Annotated in this window: 26 protein-coding genes and 1 tRNA gene; 16 read left to right on the forward strand and 11 right to left on the reverse strand. The window is 36.9% G+C overall.

Annotated features, from left to right (window positions below):
* The first annotated feature begins 67 nt into the window (after positions 1-67).
* Positions 68-733 (forward strand): tRNA1(Val) (adenine(37)-N6)-methyltransferase, encoded by a 666-nt coding sequence (locus tag ACO1O5_RS12935; RefSeq protein WP_486270837.1) that lies wholly within the window; start codon positions 68-70, stop codon positions 731-733.
* An 11-nt stretch (positions 734-744) separates the two neighbouring features.
* Here the strand turns inward: ACO1O5_RS12935 and ACO1O5_RS12940 are convergent, their stop codons facing one another.
* Positions 745-1,941: an NAD(P)-dependent oxidoreductase gene (locus ACO1O5_RS12940; protein ID WP_486270839.1), complete on the reverse strand. Its 1,197-nt coding sequence runs from the start codon at positions 1,939-1,941 to the stop codon at positions 745-747.
* A gap of 109 nt (positions 1,942-2,050) precedes the next feature.
* Between ACO1O5_RS12940 and ACO1O5_RS12945 the strand changes: the two genes are divergently transcribed.
* The 3 genes from ACO1O5_RS12945 (at position 2,051) to ACO1O5_RS12955 (ending at position 4,148) form a co-directional block, all read left to right on the forward strand.
* Positions 2,051-2,134, forward strand: a tRNA-Leu gene (locus tag ACO1O5_RS12945).
* 504 nt (positions 2,135-2,638) lie between these two features.
* Positions 2,639-3,151: a P-loop nucleotide/nucleoside kinase family protein gene (locus ACO1O5_RS12950; protein ID WP_486270841.1), complete on the forward strand. Its 513-nt coding sequence runs from the start codon at positions 2,639-2,641 to the stop codon at positions 3,149-3,151.
* The gene (locus tag ACO1O5_RS12955; RefSeq protein WP_486270843.1) at positions 3,129-4,148 is read left to right on the forward strand and encodes a hypothetical protein; all 1,020 of its coding nucleotides are present in this window, start codon (positions 3,129-3,131) and stop codon (positions 4,146-4,148) included. The genes ACO1O5_RS12950 and ACO1O5_RS12955 overlap by 23 nt, the downstream gene beginning before the upstream one ends.
* Positions 4,149-4,186: 38 nt before the next feature.
* Here the strand turns inward: ACO1O5_RS12955 and glk are convergent, their stop codons facing one another.
* The 3 genes from glk to ACO1O5_RS12970 all read right to left on the reverse strand — a co-directional run bounded on the left by glk (position 4,187) and on the right by ACO1O5_RS12970 (position 6,124).
* On the reverse strand, positions 4,187-5,206 hold the full coding sequence (gene glk / locus ACO1O5_RS12960) for a glucokinase (RefSeq protein ID WP_486270845.1): 1,020 nt from the start codon (positions 5,204-5,206) through the stop codon (positions 4,187-4,189).
* A 131-nt stretch (positions 5,207-5,337) separates the two neighbouring features.
* Positions 5,338-5,664: an HPF/RaiA family ribosome-associated protein gene (locus ACO1O5_RS12965; RefSeq protein WP_486270847.1), complete on the reverse strand. Its 327-nt coding sequence runs from the start codon at positions 5,662-5,664 to the stop codon at positions 5,338-5,340.
* 64 nt (positions 5,665-5,728) lie between these two features.
* The gene (locus ACO1O5_RS12970) at positions 5,729-6,124 is read right to left on the reverse strand and encodes a hypothetical protein (protein WP_486270848.1); all 396 of its coding nucleotides are present in this window, start codon (positions 6,122-6,124) and stop codon (positions 5,729-5,731) included.
* Positions 6,125-6,949: 825 nt separating this feature from the next.
* Between ACO1O5_RS12970 and ACO1O5_RS12975 the strand changes: the two genes are divergently transcribed.
* Complete coding sequence (locus ACO1O5_RS12975; RefSeq protein ID WP_486270850.1) at positions 6,950-7,801, forward strand: hypothetical protein; 852 nt, start codon at positions 6,950-6,952, stop codon at positions 7,799-7,801.
* A gap of 115 nt (positions 7,802-7,916) precedes the next feature.
* A complete protein-coding gene (locus ACO1O5_RS12980) occupies positions 7,917-8,405 on the forward strand; it encodes a YbhB/YbcL family Raf kinase inhibitor-like protein (protein WP_486270852.1) in 489 nt (162 codons plus the stop codon).
* Positions 8,406-8,565: 160 nt separating this feature from the next.
* Here the strand turns inward: ACO1O5_RS12980 and ACO1O5_RS12985 are convergent, their stop codons facing one another.
* The 4 genes from ACO1O5_RS12985 to ACO1O5_RS13000 form a co-directional block, all read right to left on the reverse strand.
* Positions 8,566-9,000 (reverse strand): response regulator, encoded by a 435-nt coding sequence (locus ACO1O5_RS12985; protein ID WP_486270854.1) that lies wholly within the window; start codon positions 8,998-9,000, stop codon positions 8,566-8,568.
* A gap of 229 nt (positions 9,001-9,229) precedes the next feature.
* Positions 9,230-10,414, reverse strand: a complete 1,185-nt coding sequence (locus ACO1O5_RS12990) for a hypothetical protein (RefSeq protein WP_486270856.1) — start codon at positions 10,412-10,414, stop codon at positions 9,230-9,232.
* 101 nt (positions 10,415-10,515) lie between these two features.
* Positions 10,516-11,571 carry a response regulator gene (locus ACO1O5_RS12995; RefSeq protein WP_486270858.1) on the reverse strand — a complete coding sequence of 352 codons (1,056 nt, stop codon included), beginning with the start codon at positions 11,569-11,571 and terminating at the stop codon, positions 10,516-10,518.
* Between the two features lie 427 nt (positions 11,572-11,998).
* Positions 11,999-12,640, reverse strand: coding sequence for a nitroreductase (locus tag ACO1O5_RS13000; RefSeq protein WP_486270860.1), 642 nt, complete (start codon positions 12,638-12,640; stop codon positions 11,999-12,001).
* A 242-nt stretch (positions 12,641-12,882) separates the two neighbouring features.
* On the opposite strand from ACO1O5_RS13000, the gene ACO1O5_RS13005 reads away from it, so the two are divergent.
* Both ACO1O5_RS13005 and ACO1O5_RS13010 read left to right on the forward strand, forming a co-directional pair.
* Positions 12,883-13,065: a hypothetical protein gene (locus ACO1O5_RS13005; protein ID WP_486270862.1), complete on the forward strand. Its 183-nt coding sequence runs from the start codon at positions 12,883-12,885 to the stop codon at positions 13,063-13,065.
* A 25-nt stretch (positions 13,066-13,090) separates the two neighbouring features.
* Positions 13,091-13,477 (forward strand): hypothetical protein, encoded by a 387-nt coding sequence (locus ACO1O5_RS13010; protein ID WP_486270864.1) that lies wholly within the window; start codon positions 13,091-13,093, stop codon positions 13,475-13,477.
* 76 nt (positions 13,478-13,553) lie between these two features.
* On the opposite strand, the gene ACO1O5_RS13015 is transcribed toward ACO1O5_RS13010, so the two are convergent.
* Positions 13,554-14,231: a DUF6629 family protein gene (locus ACO1O5_RS13015; protein WP_486270866.1), complete on the reverse strand. Its 678-nt coding sequence runs from the start codon at positions 14,229-14,231 to the stop codon at positions 13,554-13,556.
* Positions 14,232-14,348: 117 nt separating this feature from the next.
* Positions 14,349-14,978, reverse strand: coding sequence for a hypothetical protein (locus tag ACO1O5_RS13020; protein WP_486270867.1), 630 nt, complete (start codon positions 14,976-14,978; stop codon positions 14,349-14,351).
* Positions 14,979-15,122: 144 nt separating this feature from the next.
* Between ACO1O5_RS13020 and ACO1O5_RS13025 the strand changes: the two genes are divergently transcribed.
* The 5 genes from ACO1O5_RS13025 (at position 15,123) to ACO1O5_RS13045 (ending at position 18,284) form a co-directional block, all read left to right on the forward strand.
* Positions 15,123-15,248, forward strand: a complete 126-nt coding sequence (locus ACO1O5_RS13025) for a hypothetical protein (RefSeq protein WP_486270869.1) — start codon at positions 15,123-15,125, stop codon at positions 15,246-15,248.
* An 84-nt stretch (positions 15,249-15,332) separates the two neighbouring features.
* Entirely contained in the window at positions 15,333-15,773 is a 441-nt protein-coding gene (locus ACO1O5_RS13030; protein WP_486270871.1) for an Hsp20/alpha crystallin family protein, read from the forward strand.
* Between the two features lie 146 nt (positions 15,774-15,919).
* The gene (locus ACO1O5_RS13035) at positions 15,920-16,132 is read left to right on the forward strand and encodes a YgaP family membrane protein (RefSeq protein WP_486270873.1); all 213 of its coding nucleotides are present in this window, start codon (positions 15,920-15,922) and stop codon (positions 16,130-16,132) included.
* A 54-nt stretch (positions 16,133-16,186) separates the two neighbouring features.
* Positions 16,187-16,993 carry a patatin-like phospholipase family protein gene (locus ACO1O5_RS13040; protein ID WP_486270875.1) on the forward strand — a complete coding sequence of 269 codons (807 nt, stop codon included), beginning with the start codon at positions 16,187-16,189 and terminating at the stop codon, positions 16,991-16,993.
* A gap of 280 nt (positions 16,994-17,273) precedes the next feature.
* Positions 17,274-18,284, forward strand: coding sequence for a metal-dependent hydrolase (locus ACO1O5_RS13045; protein ID WP_486270876.1), 1,011 nt, complete (start codon positions 17,274-17,276; stop codon positions 18,282-18,284).
* Here the strand turns inward: ACO1O5_RS13045 and ACO1O5_RS13050 are convergent.
* On the reverse strand, positions 18,281-19,465 hold the full coding sequence (locus ACO1O5_RS13050; RefSeq protein ID WP_486270878.1) for a phospholipase D-like domain-containing protein: 1,185 nt from the start codon (positions 19,463-19,465) through the stop codon (positions 18,281-18,283). The genes ACO1O5_RS13045 and ACO1O5_RS13050 overlap by 4 nt on opposite strands.
* A 154-nt stretch (positions 19,466-19,619) precedes the next feature.
* Between ACO1O5_RS13050 and mgtA the strand changes: the two genes are divergently transcribed.
* The 3 genes from mgtA (at position 19,620) to ACO1O5_RS13065 (ending at position 23,993) form a co-directional block, all read left to right on the forward strand.
* On the forward strand, positions 19,620-22,157 hold the full coding sequence (gene mgtA, locus ACO1O5_RS13055; RefSeq protein ID WP_486270880.1) for a magnesium-translocating P-type ATPase: 2,538 nt from the start codon (positions 19,620-19,622) through the stop codon (positions 22,155-22,157).
* Between the two features lie 234 nt (positions 22,158-22,391).
* The gene (locus tag ACO1O5_RS13060) at positions 22,392-23,162 is read left to right on the forward strand and encodes an MlaE family ABC transporter permease (protein ID WP_486270882.1); all 771 of its coding nucleotides are present in this window, start codon (positions 22,392-22,394) and stop codon (positions 23,160-23,162) included.
* A 54-nt stretch (positions 23,163-23,216) separates the two neighbouring features.
* Positions 23,217-23,993, forward strand: a complete 777-nt coding sequence (locus tag ACO1O5_RS13065; RefSeq protein ID WP_486270884.1) for an ABC transporter ATP-binding protein — start codon at positions 23,217-23,219, stop codon at positions 23,991-23,993.
* Positions 23,994-23,995: the final 2 nt, after the last annotated feature.

Consider the following 23,995-nt stretch of genomic DNA (forward strand, 5'->3'; position numbering starts at 1 on the left):
TTTTACACCATTGTCCAATCAACATTTCCAGTTTAAAAAATTTTTAATTAACCAGGACAAATGCAGCATGAAGGTCTGCACGGACTCGTGCCTGTTTGGTGCATGGCTGGCTTCTTTGATTGACAAAAAAGAAATTAACCCTGGAACAATTTTAGATATTGGAGCAGGAACAGGTTTACTGAGCCTGATGATTGCCCAAAAATCTAATGCACGCATAGACGCAGTTGAAATCGGGTCAAATGCTTTTGAGCAGGCCACTGAAAACATAAAAGCTTCAACATGGAAGGATCAAATCAAAATATTTAACGTCGATGTAAGAAAATGGAAAGCTCCTTTGAAATATGATTTAATAATTTCAAATCCTCCGTTTTACGAAAATGATTTGTTGCCGGCTGATCATGGAAAGAATATTTCAAAACACAGTACCACTTTGAATTTAGAAGAATTGATAGTAGCCGCTAACGAAAGACTAAATGAAGATGGAATGTTAGCGGTATTGTTACCGTCGCGAAGCATAGAGATTTTTGAAAATAGCGTCGCCAGGCATTCGCTGTTTGTAAAAGAAAAGGTAGAAGTAAAGCAGACACCGTCCCACCTTTATTTTCGGGCAATGTTGTTATTACAAAAACAACAGGCACTGGCGTTAAAAAATGAAATAAACATTAAAAATACCGGCGGGGATTATTCTGATGAATTTCAATTCCTCCTTAGAGATTATTATTTACAACTGTAAATGTTGCCTGTTTATAAGCCGGCATATTCTTTAAGGTAAGCGAATTCGTCGGTCAGCTTTCCTTTGTTAACAATAGTCGCGTTATTAATAATTTTGGAATTTCCTTTTATCAAATCTTTCAAAATAAATTTTATTAATTGTTCTCCAAAATACCTTGAAGCATCTCTTGGTAATTCGTTAGGCAAATTGCCTACTGCCATTACGTCTACTGAATTTTCAAGATACGGAGGCGTCATCTTTCCGGAAAATTTATCAACACCATAAATCGGGTTCTCTATTGTTCCGTCGCCAAGGTTACAAGGCACTGAGCCATTCCTGTCGTCTGATATATCTGCGATGGTTGTGATCCTGAAATTTTCATTTTTTATATCACTCAGTTCAAACAACCGTGGAATTCTCTCATCCCAATAAACTCCGTTCAGGAGAATATCAGTTTCACTGGCATATTTTTTAAATAGACAATTATAATTTTCCGGATGCTCATGAAATCCGGTGCGGCTATACTTTCCCGTTAGTCTATCTTCATAAAGGTCAACGCCTTTTAAATGGACATAAACGGGGTAGTCAAATCTTTGCTCAAAATACTCGTCCGGCTCAGCCTCATGAATTTCCATAAGGTTCATAACTTCCAGGATACCATGCGCCACTCTCCCACTTCCTGTTACCGCAATTTTAAGCAATGGGAGTTGCAGCCCGAAATAGGTATGAATTAATTGCTGAAAATTTTTTTGCTTGTAAACTCTTCCTAGTTTATAAGCGCCGGTTCTATTGCCATAAGCCATCATGCCGTTATGGGCACCAACCACACCTGCAAAAAAGCCAAAGCCAATTATGCGGGTTCCGTCGTCATGCTCAAGACATTCATAATCTATCAATGTAATATTTTTACGGATGATGCTTTGCAGTAAATGCTGATTATAAGGCTGCATCTTTTTTGTGTGCGAAAAAAATAAATAAGTCTTGCCAGGTATAAGCATACTCACAGGCACTTCTTTAATACCCAGCAGCACATCGCAATCATTAACATCTGCTTTTACTTCAATTCCGGCTTCGATGTATTCCCTGTCTTTAAAACATCTTATGTCGCATTGCTGCACCTTAATTGATATGGGAAGATTTTGTTCGACCCATTTGCATTGTGCAGGTGTAAGCGCCACCCTGTTATCCGGCGGAATTTTTCCTTCTCTTATTAAACCAATTGTAAGCATCCGTATATTTTTCAATCGCGGCAATTTACATTTTAAATTAAGAATGCAATCTTTGAAACGTATTTGGAAGGATAAGATGGAATGCGTAATATTGCGCTCCAATTTTTATGCCCGGATGGCGGAATTGGTAGACGCAGCAGACTCAAAATCTGCCGTTCGCAAGGATGTGCAGGTTCGATTCCTGTTCCGGGCACTTAATTATCAAGAAAGTATGAAAGCTCACGTAAGTGGGCTTTTATAATTTGCAGACAAACATAGACTCTCCCTCTTTGTTTGTGAGATGGCAATCCTCTTTTAACCCAATCTAAGCGTGAGTCACGAAATCCGTCATTACTTGCAACTTCTTTGCGATTTAAGAATGGATCTTTATACCGTTCTAAATGTTCTATAAGAGCATCAGTAAATACATTTTCATGGGTATGGCCAATTATCCTGGCAGTGCTATTGTCAAATGGGGAAACTGATGTTAAAGCTTTGTTTTACACAATGAAAGGTAAAAAATAAAAATAGCGTCTTCTCGCCCAAAAGCGGTACTGTTCAAAAGGAATTTGGATATACCAATCATGTAATCCAATGCCCAAAATCATTTTAGTGCCCATAGTAATAATGTTCCTTTAAATAATGAAAGCAAGTGGAACGATTGTTTCTTCGAAACAATTTTATGTAGAAGTACGATTAAAATATTAAACACCGAAAAATGGTTGTAATAGTATTTGGTTTACCAGGTTCCGGCAAAAGTTATTTTGCTTCAAGGCTTGCCCGGATAGTCAGGGCTGATTACATCAATAGTGATCGTGTGAGGAAGGAGATGCTTGCAAGAAGAACCTATTCGAACCAGGAGAAAGAAACTGTATACCATAAAATGCTGGCAACATTGAAAGAAGACCAAGAGCAAAACAGGAACGTGGTTTTAGATGCAACTTTTCATAAAAAAGAGACACGCAGACTGTTTATGAAGGAAATGGAAGAAAGGGGTGGTATTTATTTTATCGAAATAACGGCCGATGAAAATGTGACCAGGGAAAGACTAAAAAGCGAGAGGCCGGATAGCGAGGCAGATTTTGAGGTTTATAAAATTATTAGCAGGGAAAATGAACGGATGAGGGAACCGCATTTAGTATTGCAATCAACCAATGATAACATAGATGAGATGCTTCAAAAAGCTTGTGATTATCTGAAGTTTAAAAATGACAAAAGAACAAATCAATAGACTAGTTTCAGATGGAGTATTTCCGGATGACCCCGGAGAGCGGGAATTAATTGAAACACATATATCGTGGGTAATTATATGCAATCAATTCGTGTACAAAATAAAAAAACCGGTTCATTATTCATTCCTTGATTTTTCTACTCTTGAGATGCGCAGGCATTTTTGCAAAAGAGAAATTGAACTAAATAAAAGGCTTGCGGAAAATATTTATCTTGATGTGCAGCCTGTATATGAACACCAGGGAAATTTTATTTTGGGAGGGGAAAAAGGTATGATAACGGACTATTCAGTAAGAATGCAAAAAGTGGATAGGGAAAAGCAAATGGATCATCTTTTAGTGAAGAATCAAGTGACAGAATCCGATATAAGGAACCTGGCTGAGAAAATAGCAGACTTCCACAGCCATGCAGCAATAATTTACAAAAAAAACTTCCTGAAAATCAGGCAGGACTTTAATGACCTCGGAAAAGAAAAGGACTTCCTCACCATTCAGATAAGCGATAAATGCAACAATATTATCAATCATGCACTAGAAGTGTCAGATTCATTTATAGAAGGCAGCATGAAATTGCTGGCAGAGCGGCTCCGCAAAGGTTTCTACAGGGATTGCCACGGCGATTTACATTCAAGAAACATCTTCTTTTTGCCTGCCCCGGTACCTTTCGATTGCATAGAATTCAATGATGATTTACGGAAAATTGATGTGCTTAATGAGGTCGCATTTCTTTGCATGGACCTGGACGCATTTGGAAGGAAAGATCTGTCAACTTTATTTATTGATTATTACAACCGGATTTTCCCTGCGATAAAGACCCATGAAGACCGCGCTCTTTTTATTTATTATAAAAGCTATCGGGCTAACGTGCGGGCAAAAGTTAACAGCTTACGTGCAAAGTCAGCGGCGAACGAAGCCATTAAAACAAAAGCTCTGAGTGAGGCAGAAAAATATCTTCAACTGATGAATAACTATTTAGAATCTGTCGCGCAGTCTTTTTAGCAGCGGAAGTATGATCTATTTTATTTCCCGGACTGTTGTCAATTTTTGGCGCCATACCAGGCCGCTCCCAGCAATGCAGTTTGTGTATTTAAAATAATTTTTATGGAAACCTTTCCCAGCAAATAATTCAGGCGACCGCTCTGGCAAAAGGAGTCGTAGAAATTATTTTTTGTGAACAGTGAAATAATTTTTGGGGCAATTCCACCCCCGATAAATAGTCCGCCTAATGCTTTAAATTTCAAAACAATATTAGCCGATTCGTAAGCAAGGTAACGGATAAAATGCTCCATTGTTTCTGTACAAATAGCGCTCTTGTCAACGTATTGACTGATAATCGCTGCGGCTTCGCCCTCCTTAATTCTCTTAATCAGCCACTCTGGTTCTTTCCGTTTCTTTTCATCCCGAAGGAAATTATATATGTTAACGATACCAGGTCCGCAAATAAGTCGCTCCCAGCTAACATGACCAAATTTTTTCTTCAGGTAATTATAGAATTCAAAATCAAAATCATTGCGTGGCGCAAAGTCACAATGTCCGCCTTCTGTTGCAAATGGGTGATAATATTTTCCGTCCCAGTACATTCCTGCTTCACCCAAACCTGTTCCGGGTGCGATTATAGCCACGTTACCCTTTTCTGCATTTTTAACTGAATGGACGGAGACCACATCTTTTTCATTTAGCATAGCCAGCCCATATGCATTTGCCTCCAGGTCATTAATGAGCTTTACTTTTTTTATCGTAAAATACCGGGACAGTTCGTTGCTATCTATATCCCATGAAATGTTGGAAAGTTTGGCACGCCCATTCATAACGGGGCCGGCTACCCCAAAACAAATAGAATCCGGAAGAGGAATTTTCTTTAGAAAGATTTCAATAATCTCTGTAATGCTTTTATATTCCTTTGATAAGAATTTTTGTTCTGCTATTGAAACGATGGTATTGCCTTTACTCTTAAAAAGAGCAAGATTTGTTTTGGTGGCACCCACATCACCGGCAAGCACAATCCTGCTTTTGTCTTTTAAAGCGAACGTGCTGGATGATTTAATTCTTAAGAGCATAATTTAAAGGTCTTCATCCCTGAATCATAGTTTTTTGTGGTCCGGCCCGATTTAAATTAATCTATCGTTCTTCATGCCTGTCATTCAATATTATCTGAACATATTTATTCTAAGGCAAGCATCTTGTTATCTCAAGCCTTATTTTTAATTGATGAGCGCCGTTGCGGCTCCCATTTTTCTTTGTGGCTTTTGAGTTTTCTTTCAAGGTTATCAGTTGTTTCTGCAACTGCCGCCTCAAAACTTGCTTTATTGGATGATGCATAAATCACAGGCCCCGGAACACTTAATCTTATTTCACAAATTTTGCCCTTACCATGGGCGTTTTTCTCGTCCCTGAAAAACACCTCTGCATTGATGATCCAGTTGAATTTTTTCTGAAGATTTTCCAGCATTTCATAAACTAAGGGTGCTACTTTCGGATAGGTTCTTGTTTGTACAAATTGCAAATTGATATTCATAAATTTTATTTTTTTATTTTGAATTGGTGGTTAAATATTGGCGTAAATAAGGACTTGCTGCCAATTATTTTTGCTTTTTAAGTGTTTCGGACAAAAAATGATAGCAAGAATATTTTACGTCCACGTAGAGTTTTTCTGCCTCTTCCATTTTCTGCCTTAATTCACCTTGTCTTTTTTCTGTTTCCAAATTGATTGATCTATTATCAATGAGTTCGTGATCAAACTTGAGTTCCTTATGTTGTTCATCGATATTTTTATGCAGCTTTTTGAATCTTGCCGCAACTGCGTTTAGGCTACGCTGTTGTACTTCTACTTTTATGGCAATATTGGGTATGGTATTTCGTCGTATTACTTCAGCAAGCTTATTTCCAAACTCAATTATTTCGCGATTGTAAAAGCCAATCAGGCGAGTCCAATCAACCAATTCATCTAAGTAATATCCGGCTATTGTTGTGGGCATAATTTGCTTTTTTAATGTGAAACAGGACAATTACAACCCAACCTTTTCTGTTTTTTTTGATTTGTTGAACGAGTAGCTGTTTGCTATGACGGCCATTTCTTATTATCAAAGCTATTCAACGGTTTACCTTTCACCAATGATTGTTATTAGTAAGAGTTATGATGGTTATCAAGGAAATTTGAATTTTGAGAGATATTAAAGAATGTGCCCTTAATGAGTGAGAAAATATCTGTAGTAGAAGAGGAATATAGTTTGGTGTGTTGAAAGTTACTTTGGCATAGATTCCCGATTTACACACTCAACTTCTTCATGTAGCGCCACAAAAAAAAGGCAGATTGCAAAACCTGCCTTTAGACAACCGGTGCAGTTGATAAAATCTTTTGAAATTTGGTAGTCTGCACCAATTTATTCTAATCCGGCCATCGTCCTGGTTATCTTAACAGCTTTTATTCTGCGTTTCAGTCAGTCAGTTTACTGTCTTTTAAACAGCTATATCTGTCCTCTTTTTATAACCGACCTAACCCGAATTAATTTGATGTAAATATACATTAACAGCTAAAGATGCAGCATGCCTGCTGTCAATGCAATTAATGATTGTGGTCAGCCTGATTTACATCTCGATTATTCAACTCGCGGACAACAAACCATTTCTTCTTAGTAGCTTAATGAAGTACAGACTGGCCTGAGATGTTAAGAATGCCAGGTATAAGACCCACACATCCCAACCGCATTGAAGAACTGATAACTGTCAGCCAAAATTGTGCCTTCAATCATTATCACAACGACATTGAAATGGTAATTTCATGTACTCAAAAAATAATTATTATGAAGAAAATAATTATTCCATTTTCAGGAGAACATTTTTCTGAAGGCGCCTTCTCATTTGCAAATGAGCTCAATTCTTTAAAGCCCATTTTGCTTACCGGCATATTTTTGCCTGAAGTAGATTACGCCCAATTTTTCTTTTCTCCTAAGTCCAATTCGACACCGGTATTTGTGCCTTTGCTCGAGCATTTTGATGAACAGGAAATAGAAAATAATGTGAAGAAATTTTCGCAAAACTGTCAAAAAAATTTCATCCAATACCGGGTACATAAAAATTTGTATGAATTTGCAATCCCAAACCTAACGAAGGAAACACGCTTTGCTGATGCAATGATCATTGGGGTCGAAAAATTCTTTAAGGAAGCCCCGGAAAAAGGTACAGATGAATATTTGAAGGACACCTTGCATAATACAGAATGCCCTGTAATTATTGTTCCAGAGAAATTTAATTTTCCCTCTACAATTATTTTGGCGTATGATGGCTCAGAGTCATCTGTGTTTTCTATTAAACAATTTACTTATTTATTTCCCGAATTGTGTGATCGAAAAACAATTCTGTTGCATGTTGAACGCAAGGTTGACGAAGCGACTGGCGTTGAAGGACAGAACGAAACGTTTCCTGATCAATTGCTCGCAGAAGAATTGGCGGCCAGGCACTTTAAGGATTTGACAATCAGAACTATTTACCCAAAGAAAGATGGAAGTGTAGCGGCCTGGCTGAAAGTGCAGGAGAATCCTATGGTTGTAAGTGGTTCGTTCGGTCGCTCAGGCTTATCCGAATTTTTTAGAAAAAGTTTTGTTTTGCATGTGATTAAAGAAGGGTTAGCACCAGCGTTTATTGCTCATCGTTAGCAGAGGTTGCAGGGGTTGGAGAAATTCCTGGTTATGATTTGATACAACATGACGAACTTTATGAAATACCTTGATATGACCCGACTCCTGTTGGGGAAGGCCTTAAAAAAATAACATGTCACATTCTTTCACTAACAATGAACCTACAAAAGCCGTTAGATATAAGGAGTTGAAAATTACCAGCCCGGCTTTTAAAAATGGCGAATCAATTCCTTCGAAATATACCTGCGACGGCTTAAATGTTAGTCCGCCATTAAATATACAGCTCATTCCCGAAGAAGCTGCCTGCCTTGCTTTAATAGCGGATGACCCTGATGCTCCGAATGGTATCTGGGTACATTGGGTAGTTTGGAATATGCCGGTAACTCACCATATTAATGAGAATGAAATTCATGGAACAACGGGCCTCAACGATTTTGAGAAACGAAATTATGGTGGTCCTTGTCCTCCTTCAGGTACCCACCGGTATTTCTTTAAAATATATGCATTGAGTTCATTGCTGGATTTGCCTTCAACCACATCAAAACTTCAATTGGAGAGAGCCATGAGCGCATACATAATTGCCTTCGGAGAGTTGGTTGGCTTATATAAAAGAAATAAATGAAGTGTACATTATCAAGTATACTCCTGCCGGGTTTCGTTCTGAACTATAATATGCTTATCTAACTGAATAGGTTATACGTTATTAATTGTGATAAGTATACCCTGGCAAAGTAGGAGATTTAGGCTGGTATCAAAATTTGCAGATGAATGAACCTGGCCTATTATATGAAATCAATCTGCTGATGCAATAATGGAAATGATTCAAATTGAACGGAGATAAATAGTAGTATTGACCCAAGAAGTTTCTTTAATTTCCCTAATAGATCTTCTCCCGTAAAAGGTTTTACCAGGTAATCATCTGCGCCCATCCGCATTCCCATTTCAATTTCTTTCTTTTCGCATGAGGCTGTAAAGAAAACAAAGCGTGAATTGTTGAGAGAAGGTTGTTTGCGTAAGTTCTCCAATAAATCATAACCATTCATAATGGGCATCTGGATGTCGCATAAAATTAAATCGGGTGTTTCTTGTAAGGCCATGTTAAGACCTTCTTCGCCGTTATTGGCAGTTGAAACGCTGTAATCAGACAGTTCAAGCAATTCAGTTGTGTTTTCCCTGTTATACCCATTATCCTCAACTACAAGAATTTTTTGTTTCATGGTGATTGGGGTTTGTTTAAAGGTAGCGATTAAAAGAAGGATTTCTAATAAAAAAGCGGCATTTTATTTAAGCGGATAAGGGATTGACGGATTAAGAAGTCTTTTCAATTTTTGAAATGTAATATGCCGGATAAAGGAAGGATTTTGACATAAGTTAATCAGGGAAAAATCAATCTTTTTTTATGATGGATATTCCCTTGCTGGATCCGTACCGACCTTGCATAGTTACTTATGCTGTTATTTCATTCTGGCGCCAGCGCTTCCAGTTTATATTCTGCAATATTGCGCCAAATGCCATACATATTGCAAGCAATGTAATCAGCCATCCCAGGAAAGGTAATAATGCGATAAGCTTAAGTACTACGAAAGCCCCAAGTGCTGCAAATACTAACTGCCAGTATTTCCATTTATGATTAAAGCGGTTATTGAGCCAATGTGCGGCAACCAGCGAAGTGATAACAGTTGCCAGCAAGATCAGTATTATGTAGTTAAATAGCAACAATAAGCCTATAGGAACACCTATAATGGTGATAAAAGCTATAATAATTGCAACTGGTACAGCGATAAAAAAGAGCAAACCAAATCCTGACGATACTAAAGTTTTGTTGAAAACGGTATCTCCTGCCTTTTGCATGGTTGCACTGAACAAATATTGAATTATAGCAATCATTAATAGTGCCATGCCAATATACCATAACAATCCCATTACCGATATCCCGCCAAGGTAATACCAGCGACCGGTTTCAATTTTTAGTGATGGGTCGTATATGGCTTTTCCGTTCTTTATCGATTGCCGGAAATCCACTGAACCTACCTTGTTCCAGTAACGAACATCATTATTGAACGAAGCATCATTACCTATCGTAATTTTATTAGCAGCTATGACTGATGGCCCCATTACAGTGCCATTCATTTGAAGGTCGCCTCCCCTTACATCTATATCTTTTTCGGCACGGCCGTTAAAAACAAGGCTTCCAAAACCTGCCTTTACAGAATTATTTACCGTACCATTAAACATGACGTCGCCACCACCAATTAACAAACCACCGCCAATAACAACATCCCTACTTACGGTAACCCTGCCTCCGGCAACAACAAGGTCACCTCCAATACTTTTCCGAATAAATAGTCGCCCTCCGGCACAACGGATATCATCCCCCACATAGCCATCAAAGGTTACAGTTCCGCCGGCTACGATAATGTCATTACTAATTGAGTCATTAATATTGATAGTCCCGCCCGCACACACTAAATCACCATATACTGGCGCATCAATAGTTATTGATCCGCCCGTAACATAAAGGTCGTCGTGAACAGGTTGACTAATCACAACACTGGTTCCATTCACAATACGAAAAGAAAATGCTTGTAGTCCAACCAGCAAGGCAGTAAAAGCAAAAAATATCTTTTTCATCATACAAGTTTTATTGTTACTGAACTTTTCCAATGGTTTATAAACATCTCATTCTATTTCACAATGGACCATCAGGAAATTGATAACGTCAAATACTCCTATTAATTAATCATATTTTCCAGGTTCTTGTAATTAACAATCTTTATACCTATCCCGTTAATTTCAATCAGTTTTTCGTGTCGAAAATCACCCAGCGTTCTTATCAGGGATTCAGTTGCAGTCCCTGCAATATGTGCCAGGTTTTCCCTGCTAATATTTATGGAAAAGTCGTCCTGGTTATTCTTGTATTTGTTTTCAAGCATTATAAGTGCTTCTGCAACCTTTTTGCGCAACGAGTTATAAGCAAGTCCAAGTAAATGATTCTCGTTTTCAGTAATATGTTTGGCTAATAATTGTATAAACTTCTTTGTTACCTCCGGATTTTTATTCAACAGTTCTTCGAATTCCTCTTTGGGTATTATGGCCAACTCTGTTTCTTCCAATGCTTCTGCAGTATCCTTATAAACGGTTTCTTCCAAAAGAGCGATGTAACCCAGGAAATCACCCGGGCTATATAATTCGGTTACGAGTTCCTTGCCATCATCATGAATTCTAAAGGTTTTTACTTTCCCTTTTATTACATAGTAAAGCCGGTTGGGATGATTTCCCTGTGAATAGATAATCTGTTTTTTTCTGTAAGTATTAACGTTCCGGTTTTCAATAAGATATTTAAGTGTGCTGCTGCCAACAGCAGTTTCTTTAGGGTTTTGCGGGCCTTCCAATTCCGGTGACAATTCACTTTTCAGCAGTTCAATTTTCTTTAAACGACTTTCAACGGCATTCAATAATTCAATTCCTTCAAAAGGCTTGGTTATATAATCATCGGCGCCAAGTTCCATTCCTTTACGGAAGTCAGAACGTTCAGTTTTTGCAGTTAAAAAAATAAAAGGCGTATTTTTTATTGTTTCATTTTTATGCACAGCGTGTAGCACGCCATAACCGTCAAGACCTGGCATCATTATATCGCATACAATAAGATCTGGTGTATGCTCGATTGCTTTTTCGACTCCCACTTTACCATTTTCAGCAACAATTACTTTGTAGTTGGAAAGCTCCAATATTTCGGCCGTGTTTTCGCGAATATCATCGTTGTCTTCAATAAGTAGAATCTTTTTCATGTTTTCCTTTTTATGCTTGAGCGATGGCCATAATGCGGGGCGGTTTACTTAAATAATTGTTACAGATAATTTGTCCGTTTACAATGTATTCAGGGGATATTGTATTGAATTCAGAAATTGCCGAACTCTAATTTCATTGGCGGCAGGATTGTTCCTTCTCGGAAAATTTAATATCTTCTACAGCCTGCTCCTGCTTTTGCAGTGAATATTTTCCGCCTTGATATCAGATCTCTTGCTGAGGTTACATTTGAAGTAAACAGGTAGGATATTTTTTTTAGCGAGCTTTCGTAATAATAGGGTAACAAAATGCTGTGCTGCAAAGGGACGCTTTTAAATTAAATTATCTTATGATAGTAGTCATTGATTTTAATGACTGCGGTCACCACACGCAATGGTTAAAATCGTCGTAGTGTTTTTATTTTCAGACTCAGCTTTTCTTACCGGAATCAAAAAAGATTGCATTTTTTTTAATCCTTTTATGAACCTCAGGAGCTTCGTCTCCATAGCCTAATATTATGGAAAGTTTTATCTCTTCTTTGGGTGAGGTCTTTAATTGCGCATACAGCTTGGTATGTTGTAAATATTTTCCAAACCCCACAGGGCAGGAATCTAATCCCATAGATTTGGCTGCGAGCATTATATTTTGCGAGCACATACCAATGTCAAGGTCAGCCCATTCGCTATGCCTTGGCCCGGTAATAAAAATTACTACTGGTGCTTCGTAAAACACATGATCTGCAGTCTTTAAATAATGAAATCCTCGTGAAAAATTAAGCAGGTGAATTATATTTTTTATGATGCGTTTGGGGCCGGCCTTCAAAAATTCTTTGGCTGTTATCTTTGAAATTTCTTTTGAAAACGATTTAATAATCTCTTTGTTTGTTATCACATAAAATTTCCACGGTTGTTCATTTAGAGCTGATGGAGCCATCCTTCCTGCATCAAGTATTTTTTCAATAATTTCCTGGTCAACAATTTTGTCTTTGTATTTTCTCACAGATCTTCTTTCATAAATAGTTTCTAGGGTTTCAGGTATTATTGCTGATTCATTAATTATTGAAGTTGACATTTTAAGGGATGTTTAAAAATTAATTAATTATGTTTTCACAGTTCTACATTTCCTGTTCAAAATTAATTTTACGAACTCTCAGTATTAATGACGTCCATCACTTGAATGCATAATTACCCTCATTCTTTTTAATCATAAACGAAATTATTTTTGTTAAGGGTTTTATGGCAAACTATGAGTTGCTATATTCTATATTTTTATGTTGATGCACCTGCACAAATACTCAAGACAATTTAAAGATTATGCCAAAGAAAAAAGAACCAGTAGCGCCAATCGAATTTCCACGGCCGGAAGAGCCTGAAATATATCCGTCTGAGGATCCTGCAGTTCCAATTCCGCCGGAAGAGGAACCAGATATTATACCGGATGAAGATCCTTTTGAAACCCCTCCTTATGAAATCCCGCCACCGGGAGAGGGCCCGTAATATGTTATTACCTTAAAAAAATGAGATGAAATTATTTTTATTTATCCTTCTTTCTTTTATTTCGGTAACAGCTATTTTGTCGGGATTAATGATGATTGGCTATGCAGATGGCAGCGCACTGAATTTATCGCTGAGCCTGTTGGAAGGAACTCCCTTTAAAAATTATATAATCCCGGGAATACTCTTAATAATATTTGTTGGTATTGTTAACTTACTCGCCGTTTTCTATAACATGAAACGTGATCCCAAACGATATACCTGGGCGTTGGCAGCAGGGATTATGATATGTGGTTGGATTATAACTCAAATGATATTAATTCGTTCCTTTCACTGGCTCCACATTGTTTACCTGGCTATGGGAGTTGTAGTTATACTTATTTCTTTTCAGTTGAAAGGAAAAGCAATGATTTAATGTTATTAAGTTGCGAATTATTCTTGAAGGCAGATAATAACAATAAAAAATCTATAGCAATATTTCAATTATAAGTTTAATGCGATTGCACTTTTAATGACAACGCATTAATTGATATTTTTTTAATGCCGTCTAATATCCAATAAATAATGACACTAAGAAATGCTGCAAAATAGCACCATACAGAAGTGATATATTCATGGTAAAACACAGATGTGACAACATAAGATAAGGTGATAGCCAAACCGAACACCCACATTTTTTTAACGCTTGAAACCAAAAGAGGAAGTACAGTTGCTACCCCATAGAAAATACCAGAAAGGTTGATAAGCAAGGCTGGATAATTATATTCATACAAAATATGACTACCATCAACCCGTGCGGAAAAGGAATAATACATTATACCAAAAATGTGATAAGCGCCTAACATTATTCCAACTCCCAGCAAGAGATATAAAATATTTTTACGCTTGATATTTTTTTCAATAAGCAGTACTGAAAGCGGAATTAATATTGGCCAAACTACATGAGCAAAAATTAGAAAGATATTAGCTGATAGCTCAAGCCAGCTTTTGTAAGTAGCGTTGGTTAATGATAACCATACAAACCCTTCCGAAAATTGCTGTATTGCAAAAATAAATGGGATGCCTGCAAAAGGAAGATGCCGTGGTGTCGCAGCTTTTTGCATGGCAACGATTCCTGCAATAGAAAGTACTGATCCTGAAAAGAAACTTGCAGTTGCTGAAAAACACATAATGTCCTCCTTAATTTTTTAGGACAGGTGAGGTAAAAAATATTTAATCATTCTCCAAAAATGAAAAAATTTGATTAAATATTTATTGTTTATATATGAAAAACTGGTTAGATTTTATCATTTTATAATTCCTTTCTTTGCCATATCAGATACGATCATTTTACCATATTCATCTGCCAGGCTTTGCGTACTGCCCGGATTAAATGATGTCGTTTGCACTGAATAAAGCAACTCTTTTGTTTCCAGGTCGTAAAAATTACTTTCCCAGAAATATTTAGTGTCTACCTGGTAATAGCCGGGAGAGTATACACGATTATAAATGGTAGTATAATATCCCCAGAAGCGACGCTGGTAAATGAAATATGGAGAAAAGTAAACTCTTCCGGGCATGTAAGACTGCTCCCTGTTTTTATCGAGTAGCACTATGGTAACTACGGCATCTACTCCACTTGCATGTAAAGTATCAATAGCCTCTTCTTCTTTCATATTCTCAAACGATTTGGGCCCGTATTCTTTTAATGAAGAAATTGCATTATACCCTCTTTCAGTTAAATCACCTACCAAATGATTTTCCATACTTTCTCTGAGTTCTCTGTCATTGTGAGGCATGAGGCCGACTACAATTATTTTACTATAATTTTTTTGCCCAATTGCATCTGATGTCCAGGAATGAGTAATTCGTGATGCGGGTGAGCAACCCAGCATAAAGAGCAATACTACCCAACCGGCTATTAATGAGATTTTCATAATGTCACATTTATAAAAATAAAGCTATAGCCGAAAGGGTATTTATTCAATGACATGAGTCAGGCAGATTTAAAACAGTAGTCATGCTATTGTTTGTCCCACGAATTAAATGTTCCAAGTGGTCTGCTGTTTGAAATCATAGAGATGAAATCAAAAATAAATTTTGCTCACTTTGATGGCGGCGTTGCAGAGAAAGAATATTATGAAATAATTACTTCCATCAATCTAAGTCCTTATTTCCGGCCTGACCAGTATCATTACTTTCACTAACCTGCGTTTGGGACAGACCGCATTAAAGAAAATATCTTCGCATTGTAAATAATATTTTTCAAAATTTAAAAACAAGGAGGGAATATGTCAACAAAATCTTTAGTAAAATTAGGCGAAAGAAGGCCTTTGGTATTTAATGATTTTTTTAAACCATGGAATGAATGGTTTGACGACAGTTCATTGGACGTAACCATGAATGTACCTGCCGTAAACATTACCGAGCAAAAAGATCAATATCTGGTGTCACTCGCAGCACCCGGGTTAAAAAAGGACGACTTCAAAATTGATGTGGATGGTAATATGCTTACCATCAGCAGCGAAAAAGAAGAAAACAAAGAAGAAAAAGATAAAAGATTTACCCGGAAAGAATACAGCTATTCATCTTTTAGCCGCTGTTTCACCTTGCCTGAAGAAATAAAACAGGAAAAGATTGAAGCAAAGTATGAGGATGGTATATTAAAAATTTCATTACCTCGCTCAGAAGCCGTTAATAAGCCATCAGCAAAGCATATCGCTGTTAAATAGGGCGCCTACTCATCACCTTAGCCCCGCCAAACATAACGACGGGGCTTTTAGGGGTTTCATACAGCTCTTCAAAAAATTCATTCTTAAGAAATTAATTTTTTTGTTAACAGGCTCAAATGATTTTTCAGTATATTAAAATTAATAACATGAAAAAGAATCTAAGCAATATGGATAGAATAGTTCGTTTAGTCCTGGCTGTTATATTTGTTGTATTATGGCTTCAAAATATAATTGCGGACACTGTGGGTATTGTTCTGCTGATACTTGCCGGCGTTCTTGTTTTAACAAGCATCTTTAGTTTTTGCCCATTATATAAATTGTTAGGCATAAGCAGTTTTCATCAGAAAAAGATTGTATAAGGATTATACAATTTGCAACAGGAATTTTCCGTCTATCTTAAAAAATATTCTGCAATGAAAAAGTTCGGATATGTTTTTTCAGGAGGTGGCGCAAGAGGTTTTGCCCACCTGGGTTTAATAAAACTTTTAGAAGAGCTAGGTATAAAGCCTTATGCAATAGCCGGAACAAGTGTAGGTGCAGTAATAGGTGTTTTATATGCGGCGGGGAAAACGCCGATGGAAATTTTGCAAATTATGAAGAATAATACTTACTTCGGCTGGAGTAATATATTATGGCGAAGATCAGGTTTTTTTTCCATGAAAGCTTTAGAAGAATTGTTACATGAAAACGTTGGAAAAGATGACTTTGATGCGTTGAAGGTTAAGCTGTTTGTAACCGCCACAGATTTAGTTAGCGGGCATATCGTTATCTTCTCCAAAGGCAAATTATTTCAGCCGGTAATAGCTTCAGCATCGGTACCTATTTTATTTAAACCCGTTATAATCGGCGATAAAATTCTGGTGGATGGAGGTGTGATGAATAATCTTCCTATAGAGCCATTGGAAAGCATTTGCGATATTATTATTGCCTCGCATGTAAATAAGGCAGAAGAGGGAATTAATAAAGCCTCTCTTGTTCACCCTTTCAATATTTTGGAACGTTGTTTCCATTTGGCGATTGCCAGCTCTGTTTATTCCAAACTAAACAGGTGCGATCTGTTTGTGGAGCCGCCGTTAAATTCATTTGAAATGTATGATGTGAAAAAGGCTCAAGAAATTTTTGAAATAGGATATGGTAATGCTTCAAAGCACAAAGAAAAATTGCTGTCGCTAATCAATAAAAAAAAGACAGTAATTAATTTACCGGAAATAATATTTTAGAATCATTGGAAGGCTTCAAAATATCCTAAGTGATAATCTTCCAATCATTGACAGAAATCATAACTCCCATTTTTATTTGGACTTACTTTAAAATGAAATCGATTTACATTTATTCACAATTAATTTTCTCCATTAACAAACAAATAATTGCAATGAGGCTCTCCTCCCTTTTTCGGAAGTCGCTAATTTGCAAGCTTTCGGGCAAATATTATATTTATGGCTAACCACAATAATGACATAATTTAATACGCATTTGTTTAAACTAATCTTTAATTCATAAATGGATTCACTCACTCACATAGCACTTGGGGCTTGTATTGGCGAGGCTTTTTTTGAAAAAGGATTTGGCAAAAAAGCCATGGTTTGGGGAGCGCTGGCACAAAGCACTCCTGATATTGATTTCATATCATCTTCGTGGTTAAATACTTCGGAAGCATTGCTTGCTCACAGGGGCTTTACTCATTCTATTTTATTTGCGCTACTCATTATTCCAATATTCGCATTAACTGCAGAACGAATTCACCGGCCTCATAACATTGCATTCCGAAAATGGATTTTATTTTTTGCGGCTGAGGTTTTTGTTCATTTATTTATTGATGGCTTCAATAATTATGGAGTTGGCTGGTTGGAGCCGTTTAGCCATGCCCGTTATTCTTTTAATATTATTTATGTTGCCGACCCTTTTTTTTCTATAGGGCCAGGCATTGCATTTTGTATGCTGGTGATATTAAATACGTACAATCCCAACAGAAAATTCTGGTGGAGGTTGGGTTTAATTATGCCGGTTATTTATCTTGGTTATTGTAGCATTAATAAATTAAAAATTAATCATGATGTGAAACAAATTTTCACAACCCAACATATTCCTCATGAAAGATATTTTACAACCCCTGCACCTTTGCAAAACTGGTTGTGGTATGTAGTAGCGGGCAATGACAGTGGTTATTATGTAGGTTTCCGTTCTTTGTTCGACAAAAAAAGGCATATCAACTTTCAATATTTCCCCCGTAATGATTCTTTGCTAACGCCCGTTGCTAATCATGAAGATCTGCAAAAGCTGATCCGCTTTTCAAAACAATTTTATACGATAGAGAAATATAACGATACACTTGTTTTTAACGATTTGCGCTTTGGTCAAATCATTGGCTGGGAAAATCCAAAAGAAAAGTTTGTTTTCCATTATTACCTGCAGCATCCGAAAGATAATAGCCTTGTTGTTCAAAGAGGACGCTTTGCCAAATGGGATTGGCAAACCATAAAAGGCTTATGGAAAAGAATTGAGGGAAATTAATTAAGATGTTTAAAATAGAACGTGAATAAGTAAAACACAATTCTTATAAACTGGTAAGAAAGCCAACGAATAAATTGCCTGAAAAAATTTTTCTTCCTGGTTTGATGCTCAGTAGTAATCCGGATACAATCATTTGTAATAATTTCTTCCAGTGTTTTACGAACGTGCACTGCAAAGCCGGGATTGCGCACATCTAAGTTAAGCTCAATACTCGCATAGGTGCTTATATTATTAATATTGTAAGAGCCAATTGTCATCCATTGATCATCGCACACAGCAATTTTTCCATGCAAAATGGCTTTTTGATATTCATACAATTCAACTCCATTTCTTAAGAGCCAATCATATAACCAACGCTCTGCATTTTTAGCAAGTATCACATCTGAATGGCCTGCTGCAATTACCCTGATAGTGACGCCACGCTTAATTGCGTTTACTATTTGCTTTCGTATTACTTTGCCCGGTAAAAAATAACTGCATAAAATAGTTAACTGTGTTGTTGCCGTTCGCAGCATTTCTACATACGTTGATGAGATTTCATTTTTTCGGCGTACCCAATCATTACGCCGCATTCTTACTTCACTTCGATTTTCTAATGGAATAATAAGGCTAATTTGCTTCTCTTCGCAAGGTGTTATAGGCATGTTTAGCGAAAAGCCATTCCATGTTTTCCAGCAAAGAACGCATAGACTTTTAGCAATTTCCCCTTCCACATATAATGCAAAATCGAGCCATGCAGGTTTACCCGGCAAATCGTTATAACGGTTCGCTATATTCACACCTCCCACCAGGGCATATTTCATATCAACCACTGCAAGTTTATGATGCATACGCCTGCCAAAATAAAAATATTTGCTTGCAAAAAATGGTTCAAAAAAACGAAAATGAATACCACCATTTTTCAGTTCATGGATAAAAGATCTCGACATTTTTTGTGAGGCATAGCCATCAGCCATTAAGTAAACACTCACATTTCTTTTCGTTGCATCTTTCAAAGCGTCAGCCACTAAGCGCCCTGTTTCATCATCATCAAAGATGTACGATTGAATATGAATATTTTCTTTTGCTTCATGAATCAGTTGTAAAAGAAGATTAAAATATTGCTTACCTGCCCTGACAAGTTTAACCTCGTTATTTGAAGTATATACATTTGATATTTTGGCTCTTTTTTTTAGCGACATACGGATGCCAAATTAATATTTCGTTTCCATTTTAAGTTCAATTTCAAATATTAAAAAAGCGGGAGAATTTATTTATGTTTCAACATCACTCTTTCTTATGATGAATATCAGTTCATAAGGCATAGTTCATCAGTATTTTCAGAGAATATTTTTCATGAAAGATAAATTTATACTTACTGCGGCCCTTAATCATCTCTCTTCCTTATCAATAATGGAAATTGTTGAAAAGCTGGAGAGCAATGCAGACAGCGGGCTAAGCAATGAAGAGGCAGAATTACGTACAAAGGAATTTGGAAAAAATACAATTGAATCCAACAAGCACAAACACTTCCTGGTTGAATTACTTAGTCACTTTAAAAGCCCGCTGGTATTAATATTAACCGTTGCAGCCATTATCTCTTATTCGTTAGGTGAAAGTATTAATGCTTCTATTATCCTTTTCATTATTGTAGTTAGTATTGCTATCGATTTTTACCAGGAACGTGATGCCCGTAATGCAGCTGAAAAACTAAAGCAGAGTGTAAAAAGCAAAGCACAAATCATCCGTAATAATGTTCAGCTTGAGATTTTTCATGAAGAAATATGCATTGGCGATATTATAATGCTGAGCGCCGGTAAAATTGTTCCTGCCGATGCCCGCATACTTTTCGAAAAAGATTTTTTTGTAAATCAATCTTCTCTAACAGGCGAATCATTTCCTGCCGAAAAAAACAGTGAAGCCATTAATATTGATAAACCAAGCCTGGCTGATTTATCCAATATCGTTTTCATGGGGTCGAGTATTATCAGCGGGATAGCAAAAGCAATTGTTGTAAAAACAGGCGCTGCAACTGAATTTGGAAAAATTGCCGCGAAGTTAATTCAACCTGAAAGAGAAACAGATTTTAGCAAAGGAATTAAAGAATTCGGCTACCTGATAATGAAAGTGACCGTAGTGTTAGTGTTATTTATTTTTTTGATCAACGCCGTATTGAAGCACAACCTGCTTGATTCATTTATGTTTTCGCTTGCTGTTGCGGTGGGGTTAACTCCGGAACTACTGCCAATGATTATGGCGATAACTATGTCGAAAGGTTCGGCACACATGGCTAAAAAAGGCGTTATTGTAAAGCGGCTTTCTTCAATCCCCAGTTTTGGAAGTATGGAAGTTTTGTGCACTGATAAAACAGGAACAATAACTGAAGATAAAATTGAACTTGTAAAATATGTTGACAAAGAAGGAAATAATTCTGAATATTTATTGTTACTGGCTTATTTAAATAGTTTTTATCAAACCGGAATAAAAAACCCACTCGATGACGCAGTTGTTTCATTTCAAAAAGTTGATATAAATAATTACAAAAAGAAAGATGAGATTCCATTCGATTTTGTGCGTAAGAGAATGAGTGTAGTGGTTACTTATCAAAATAGAAATATTCTCATTTGTAAAGGCGCACCTGAAGAAATATTTAAATCCTGTTTAATTAATGATGGTGATAAAGCGGTTGCAGACAAGCAATATGAAATGCTTAGCAATGAAGGATTTCGTGTGCTTGCTATTGCTACCAAAGAAACAGGAACAGACGATATCTTTACTAAAGAAGATGAGTGTGAGTTGACGTTGCAGGGCTTTATCGCTTTTCTCGATCCTCCCAAATTGGATGCATATGAAATGATAGCAGCATTAAATAAAATTGGTGTTGAAGTAAAAATTATAACGGGCGATAATCTGTTGGTGACTCAAAAAGTCTGCAAAGAAATCGGTCTCTCTGTTAAAGGAGTTATGGAGGGGCATGAAGTAAATGATCTTACGGATGCAACTTTACAAAGAAGAGTAAGGGACGTTACAATTTTTACGAGGTTTTCTCCTGAACAAAAAAGCAGGATAATCACGTCTTTGAAGGCCTATCATCATGCCGTTGGTTATATGGGCGATGGTATTAATGATGCGCCCTCATTAAAGGCTGCTGATATCGGCATTTCAGTAAACAGCGCTACTGATGTTACCAAAGATGCTGCTGACATTATTCTTACGCAGAAAGATTTGATGGTGCTCAAAGAAGGAATACTGGAAGGCCGCAAAACACTTGGTAATACTATGAAATATATTTTAATGGACCTGAGCTCTAACTTTGGCAATATGTTTTCGGTGGCTGCGGCAACCATGTTTCTTCCGTTTTTGCCAATGTTGCCGGTACAGATACTGATCAATAATTTTTTGTATGATACGTCCCAGGTAACGATTCCTACTGACAACGTGGATGAAAGCTATATTAAAAAACCGCAGCGATGGAACCTTAAAATGATATATAGCTTTATGTTTATTTTCGGTTTAACCAGTTCCATTTTCGATATACTTACTTTTTATTTGTTGTATAAATATTTTTCTGTGAATGAAGCACAATTTCGAACCGGTTGGTTTATGGAATCGTTAGCCACGCAGGTTTTAGTTGTATTTATAATCCGTACAAAACTTATTCCATTCAAGGAAAGCAAGCCTGGTAAAAAGTTAGTTATGAGCGTTTTGCTTTGCCTCGCTATCGGCTGGCTGTTACCATACCTGCCGTTTGCCCCACTTATTGGTTTTGACAAACTACCCGGGGAGGTAATTCTATTTATTATTGCTATCGTGGTCATTTATTTATTTACCGCGGAATTTGTAAAGAGATTTATTTACCGCCGGCTTTTAAACAGCATTACCTCCGGAAATTAAAAAGAGTAAACGCATTTTATCTTCGTGCAAACTCAAATGAAGCTTCGGAATAATTCATACGAACAAAAGCCGCCAAAACTTTTTCCAACAATGATTGTTTTTGCAAAGCTATTCCCGGTCGGAATTCTTTATGATGACCCCTATCAAAGCAATTGGTAACCTGCGTCATAAAAAATTACCCAGAAAAAGGCAAAATTTACTCATGAAAATAATGTTCAACAAATGTTATAAGCCATGCCAAAGGCCACTCCATTAAACTCTTTTTTAGATGAGGCCGGGAATATGTCACGGTTCTCCGCCCGCTTCTTATGGCAATGGTTTAAACCCCGTTATGAGGTTGCGGAATTTTTGAGACAGTGTTATATCATCGGCTATAATTCATTACCACTGATTGGGCTCACAGGTTTTATAATGGGACTCGTACTCACCATGCAGTTGAGACCATCAATGATTGAATATGGCGTGGAATCTCAATTACCTGCGATCGTTGGAATTTCTATTGTAAGAGAAATTGGCCCGGTGATTACGGCTTTAATTTTTGCAGGGAAAATTGGCTCAAGTATCGGAGCCGAATTAGGTTCTATGAAGGTAACGGAACAGATAGACGCAATGAAAGTGAGCGGTACTAACCCATTTAAATACCTGGTGGTCACAAGAGTATTGGCTTCAACTTGTATGCTACCGGTACTTGCTATATTAAGTGATGTAATTTCACTATACGGATCTTACCTGGGTGTAAACATTCGCGGAAATACAAGCTTTCATTTATTCTGGACGCAGGTAGTGGATAATCTTGCTTTTTATGACGTGCTTCCTGCATTTATAAAAACTTTTTTCTTTGGTTTTGCAGTTGGTATTATTGGATGCTTTAAAGGTTATAACAGCAACAAGGGAACCGAAGGCGTTGGCAGGAGCGCCAACTCTGCAGTAGTTATTTCTTCCATTATGATTTTTGTGTTGGATTTACTTGCCGTACAGTTAACAGATTTATTAGGCTTCAATTAATTTTTTTTAAGAACCGGAATATGGATAGTTTATTATCAATGATTGATTGTGATTATGGTTACAGAAAATAAAACGATACAAAAAGATACGTTGGCAAGAAATGATGAACCTGTAATGATTATTCGTAACCTATATAAATCTTTTGAGACCAACCACGTATTGATTGATTTCAACCTGGATCTATATAAAGGTGAAAATGTGGTGGTGCTTGGTAAATCAGGATCAGGCAAATCGGTATTAATAAAATGTATAGTCGGTTTATTAAAACCAGACAAAGGAACCATAGAAGTGTTTGGAAAAAATATACCTGAATTGGATGATAATGAACTTGACCAGATAATTGCCAGGGTTGGATTTCTTTTTCAGAGTAATGCACTGTACGACTCAATGACAATAAGAGAAAACCTGGAATTTCCACTACGCAGGCATTGGATAAAAGTTTCACAGCCGGAGGTAAATAACATGGTTATGAACGCCCTTAAAGATGTAGGACTTGAACATACCGTTGATATGATGCCTGGTGAATTATCCGGGGGGATGCGAAAAAGGATTGCTTTGGCCCGCACACTTATTTTAAAGCCAGATATTATACTATATGATGAACCAACGACAGGTTTGGATCCTATTACAGGGAAAGAAATTATAAAGTTGATGGTAGAGATTCAAAAGAAGTATAAAACGTCATCGCTTATCATTTCTCACGATATGAATTGCGTGCGCATGGCTGGCGACAGAATAATTATACTGCTGGAAGGGAGATGCTATGCAAATGGAATCTATGCAGAACTGGAACAAATTGAGGATGTTAAGGTGAAGCAATTTTTTGAATAAAA

It is taken from the genome of Ginsengibacter sp. (assembly GCF_057362405.1).

Excerpts from the sequence above, each read along its gene's own strand:
- ACO1O5_RS12940 (WP_486270839.1), bottom strand. The coding sequence starts at position 1,941 with ATGCTTACAATTGGTTTAATAAGAGAAGGAAAAATTCCGCCGGATAAC.
- ACO1O5_RS13030 (WP_486270871.1), top strand. The coding sequence starts at position 15,333 with ATGTCAACAAAATCTTTAGTAAAATTAGGCGAAAGAAGGCCTTTGGTA.
- ACO1O5_RS13035 (WP_486270873.1), top strand. The coding sequence starts at position 15,920 with ATGAAAAAGAATCTAAGCAATATGGATAGAATAGTTCGTTTAGTCCTG.
- ACO1O5_RS13060 (WP_486270882.1), top strand. The coding sequence starts at position 22,392 with ATGCCAAAGGCCACTCCATTAAACTCTTTTTTAGATGAGGCCGGGAAT.
- ACO1O5_RS12985 (WP_486270854.1), bottom strand. The coding sequence starts at position 9,000 with ATGAAACAAAAAATTCTTGTAGTTGAGGATAATGGGTATAACAGGGAA.
- ACO1O5_RS12955 (WP_486270843.1), top strand. The coding sequence starts at position 3,129 with ATGACAAAAGAACAAATCAATAGACTAGTTTCAGATGGAGTATTTCCG.
- ACO1O5_RS13065 (WP_486270884.1), top strand. The coding sequence starts at position 23,217 with ATGGTTACAGAAAATAAAACGATACAAAAAGATACGTTGGCAAGAAAT.
- ACO1O5_RS12990 (WP_486270856.1), bottom strand. The coding sequence starts at position 10,414 with ATGAAAAAGATATTTTTTGCTTTTACTGCCTTGCTGGTTGGACTACAA.
- ACO1O5_RS13050 (WP_486270878.1), bottom strand. The coding sequence starts at position 19,465 with ATGTCGCTAAAAAAAAGAGCCAAAATATCAAATGTATATACTTCAAAT.
- ACO1O5_RS12970 (WP_486270848.1), bottom strand. The coding sequence starts at position 6,124 with ATGCCCACAACAATAGCCGGATATTACTTAGATGAATTGGTTGATTGG.
- ACO1O5_RS13040 (WP_486270875.1), top strand. The coding sequence starts at position 16,187 with ATGAAAAAGTTCGGATATGTTTTTTCAGGAGGTGGCGCAAGAGGTTTT.
- ACO1O5_RS12965 (WP_486270847.1), bottom strand. The coding sequence starts at position 5,664 with ATGAATATCAATTTGCAATTTGTACAAACAAGAACCTATCCGAAAGTA.
- ACO1O5_RS12935 (WP_486270837.1), top strand. The coding sequence starts at position 68 with ATGAAGGTCTGCACGGACTCGTGCCTGTTTGGTGCATGGCTGGCTTCT.
- glk (WP_486270845.1), bottom strand. The coding sequence starts at position 5,206 with ATGCTCTTAAGAATTAAATCATCCAGCACGTTCGCTTTAAAAGACAAA.
- ACO1O5_RS13020 (WP_486270867.1), bottom strand. The coding sequence starts at position 14,978 with ATGAAAATCTCATTAATAGCCGGTTGGGTAGTATTGCTCTTTATGCTG.
- ACO1O5_RS13005 (WP_486270862.1), top strand. The coding sequence starts at position 12,883 with ATGCCAAAGAAAAAAGAACCAGTAGCGCCAATCGAATTTCCACGGCCG.
- ACO1O5_RS12975 (WP_486270850.1), top strand. The coding sequence starts at position 6,950 with ATGAAGAAAATAATTATTCCATTTTCAGGAGAACATTTTTCTGAAGGC.
- ACO1O5_RS13045 (WP_486270876.1), top strand. The coding sequence starts at position 17,274 with ATGGATTCACTCACTCACATAGCACTTGGGGCTTGTATTGGCGAGGCT.
- ACO1O5_RS13010 (WP_486270864.1), top strand. The coding sequence starts at position 13,091 with ATGAAATTATTTTTATTTATCCTTCTTTCTTTTATTTCGGTAACAGCT.
- ACO1O5_RS13025 (WP_486270869.1), top strand. The coding sequence starts at position 15,123 with ATGAAATCAAAAATAAATTTTGCTCACTTTGATGGCGGCGTTGCAGAG.
- ACO1O5_RS12995 (WP_486270858.1), bottom strand. The coding sequence starts at position 11,571 with ATGAAAAAGATTCTACTTATTGAAGACAACGATGATATTCGCGAAAAC.
- ACO1O5_RS12980 (WP_486270852.1), top strand. The coding sequence starts at position 7,917 with ATGTCACATTCTTTCACTAACAATGAACCTACAAAAGCCGTTAGATAT.
- ACO1O5_RS13015 (WP_486270866.1), bottom strand. The coding sequence starts at position 14,231 with ATGTGTTTTTCAGCAACTGCAAGTTTCTTTTCAGGATCAGTACTTTCT.
- ACO1O5_RS12950 (WP_486270841.1), top strand. The coding sequence starts at position 2,639 with ATGGTTGTAATAGTATTTGGTTTACCAGGTTCCGGCAAAAGTTATTTT.
- ACO1O5_RS13000 (WP_486270860.1), bottom strand. The coding sequence starts at position 12,640 with ATGTCAACTTCAATAATTAATGAATCAGCAATAATACCTGAAACCCTA.
- mgtA (WP_486270880.1), top strand. The coding sequence starts at position 19,620 with ATGAAAGATAAATTTATACTTACTGCGGCCCTTAATCATCTCTCTTCC.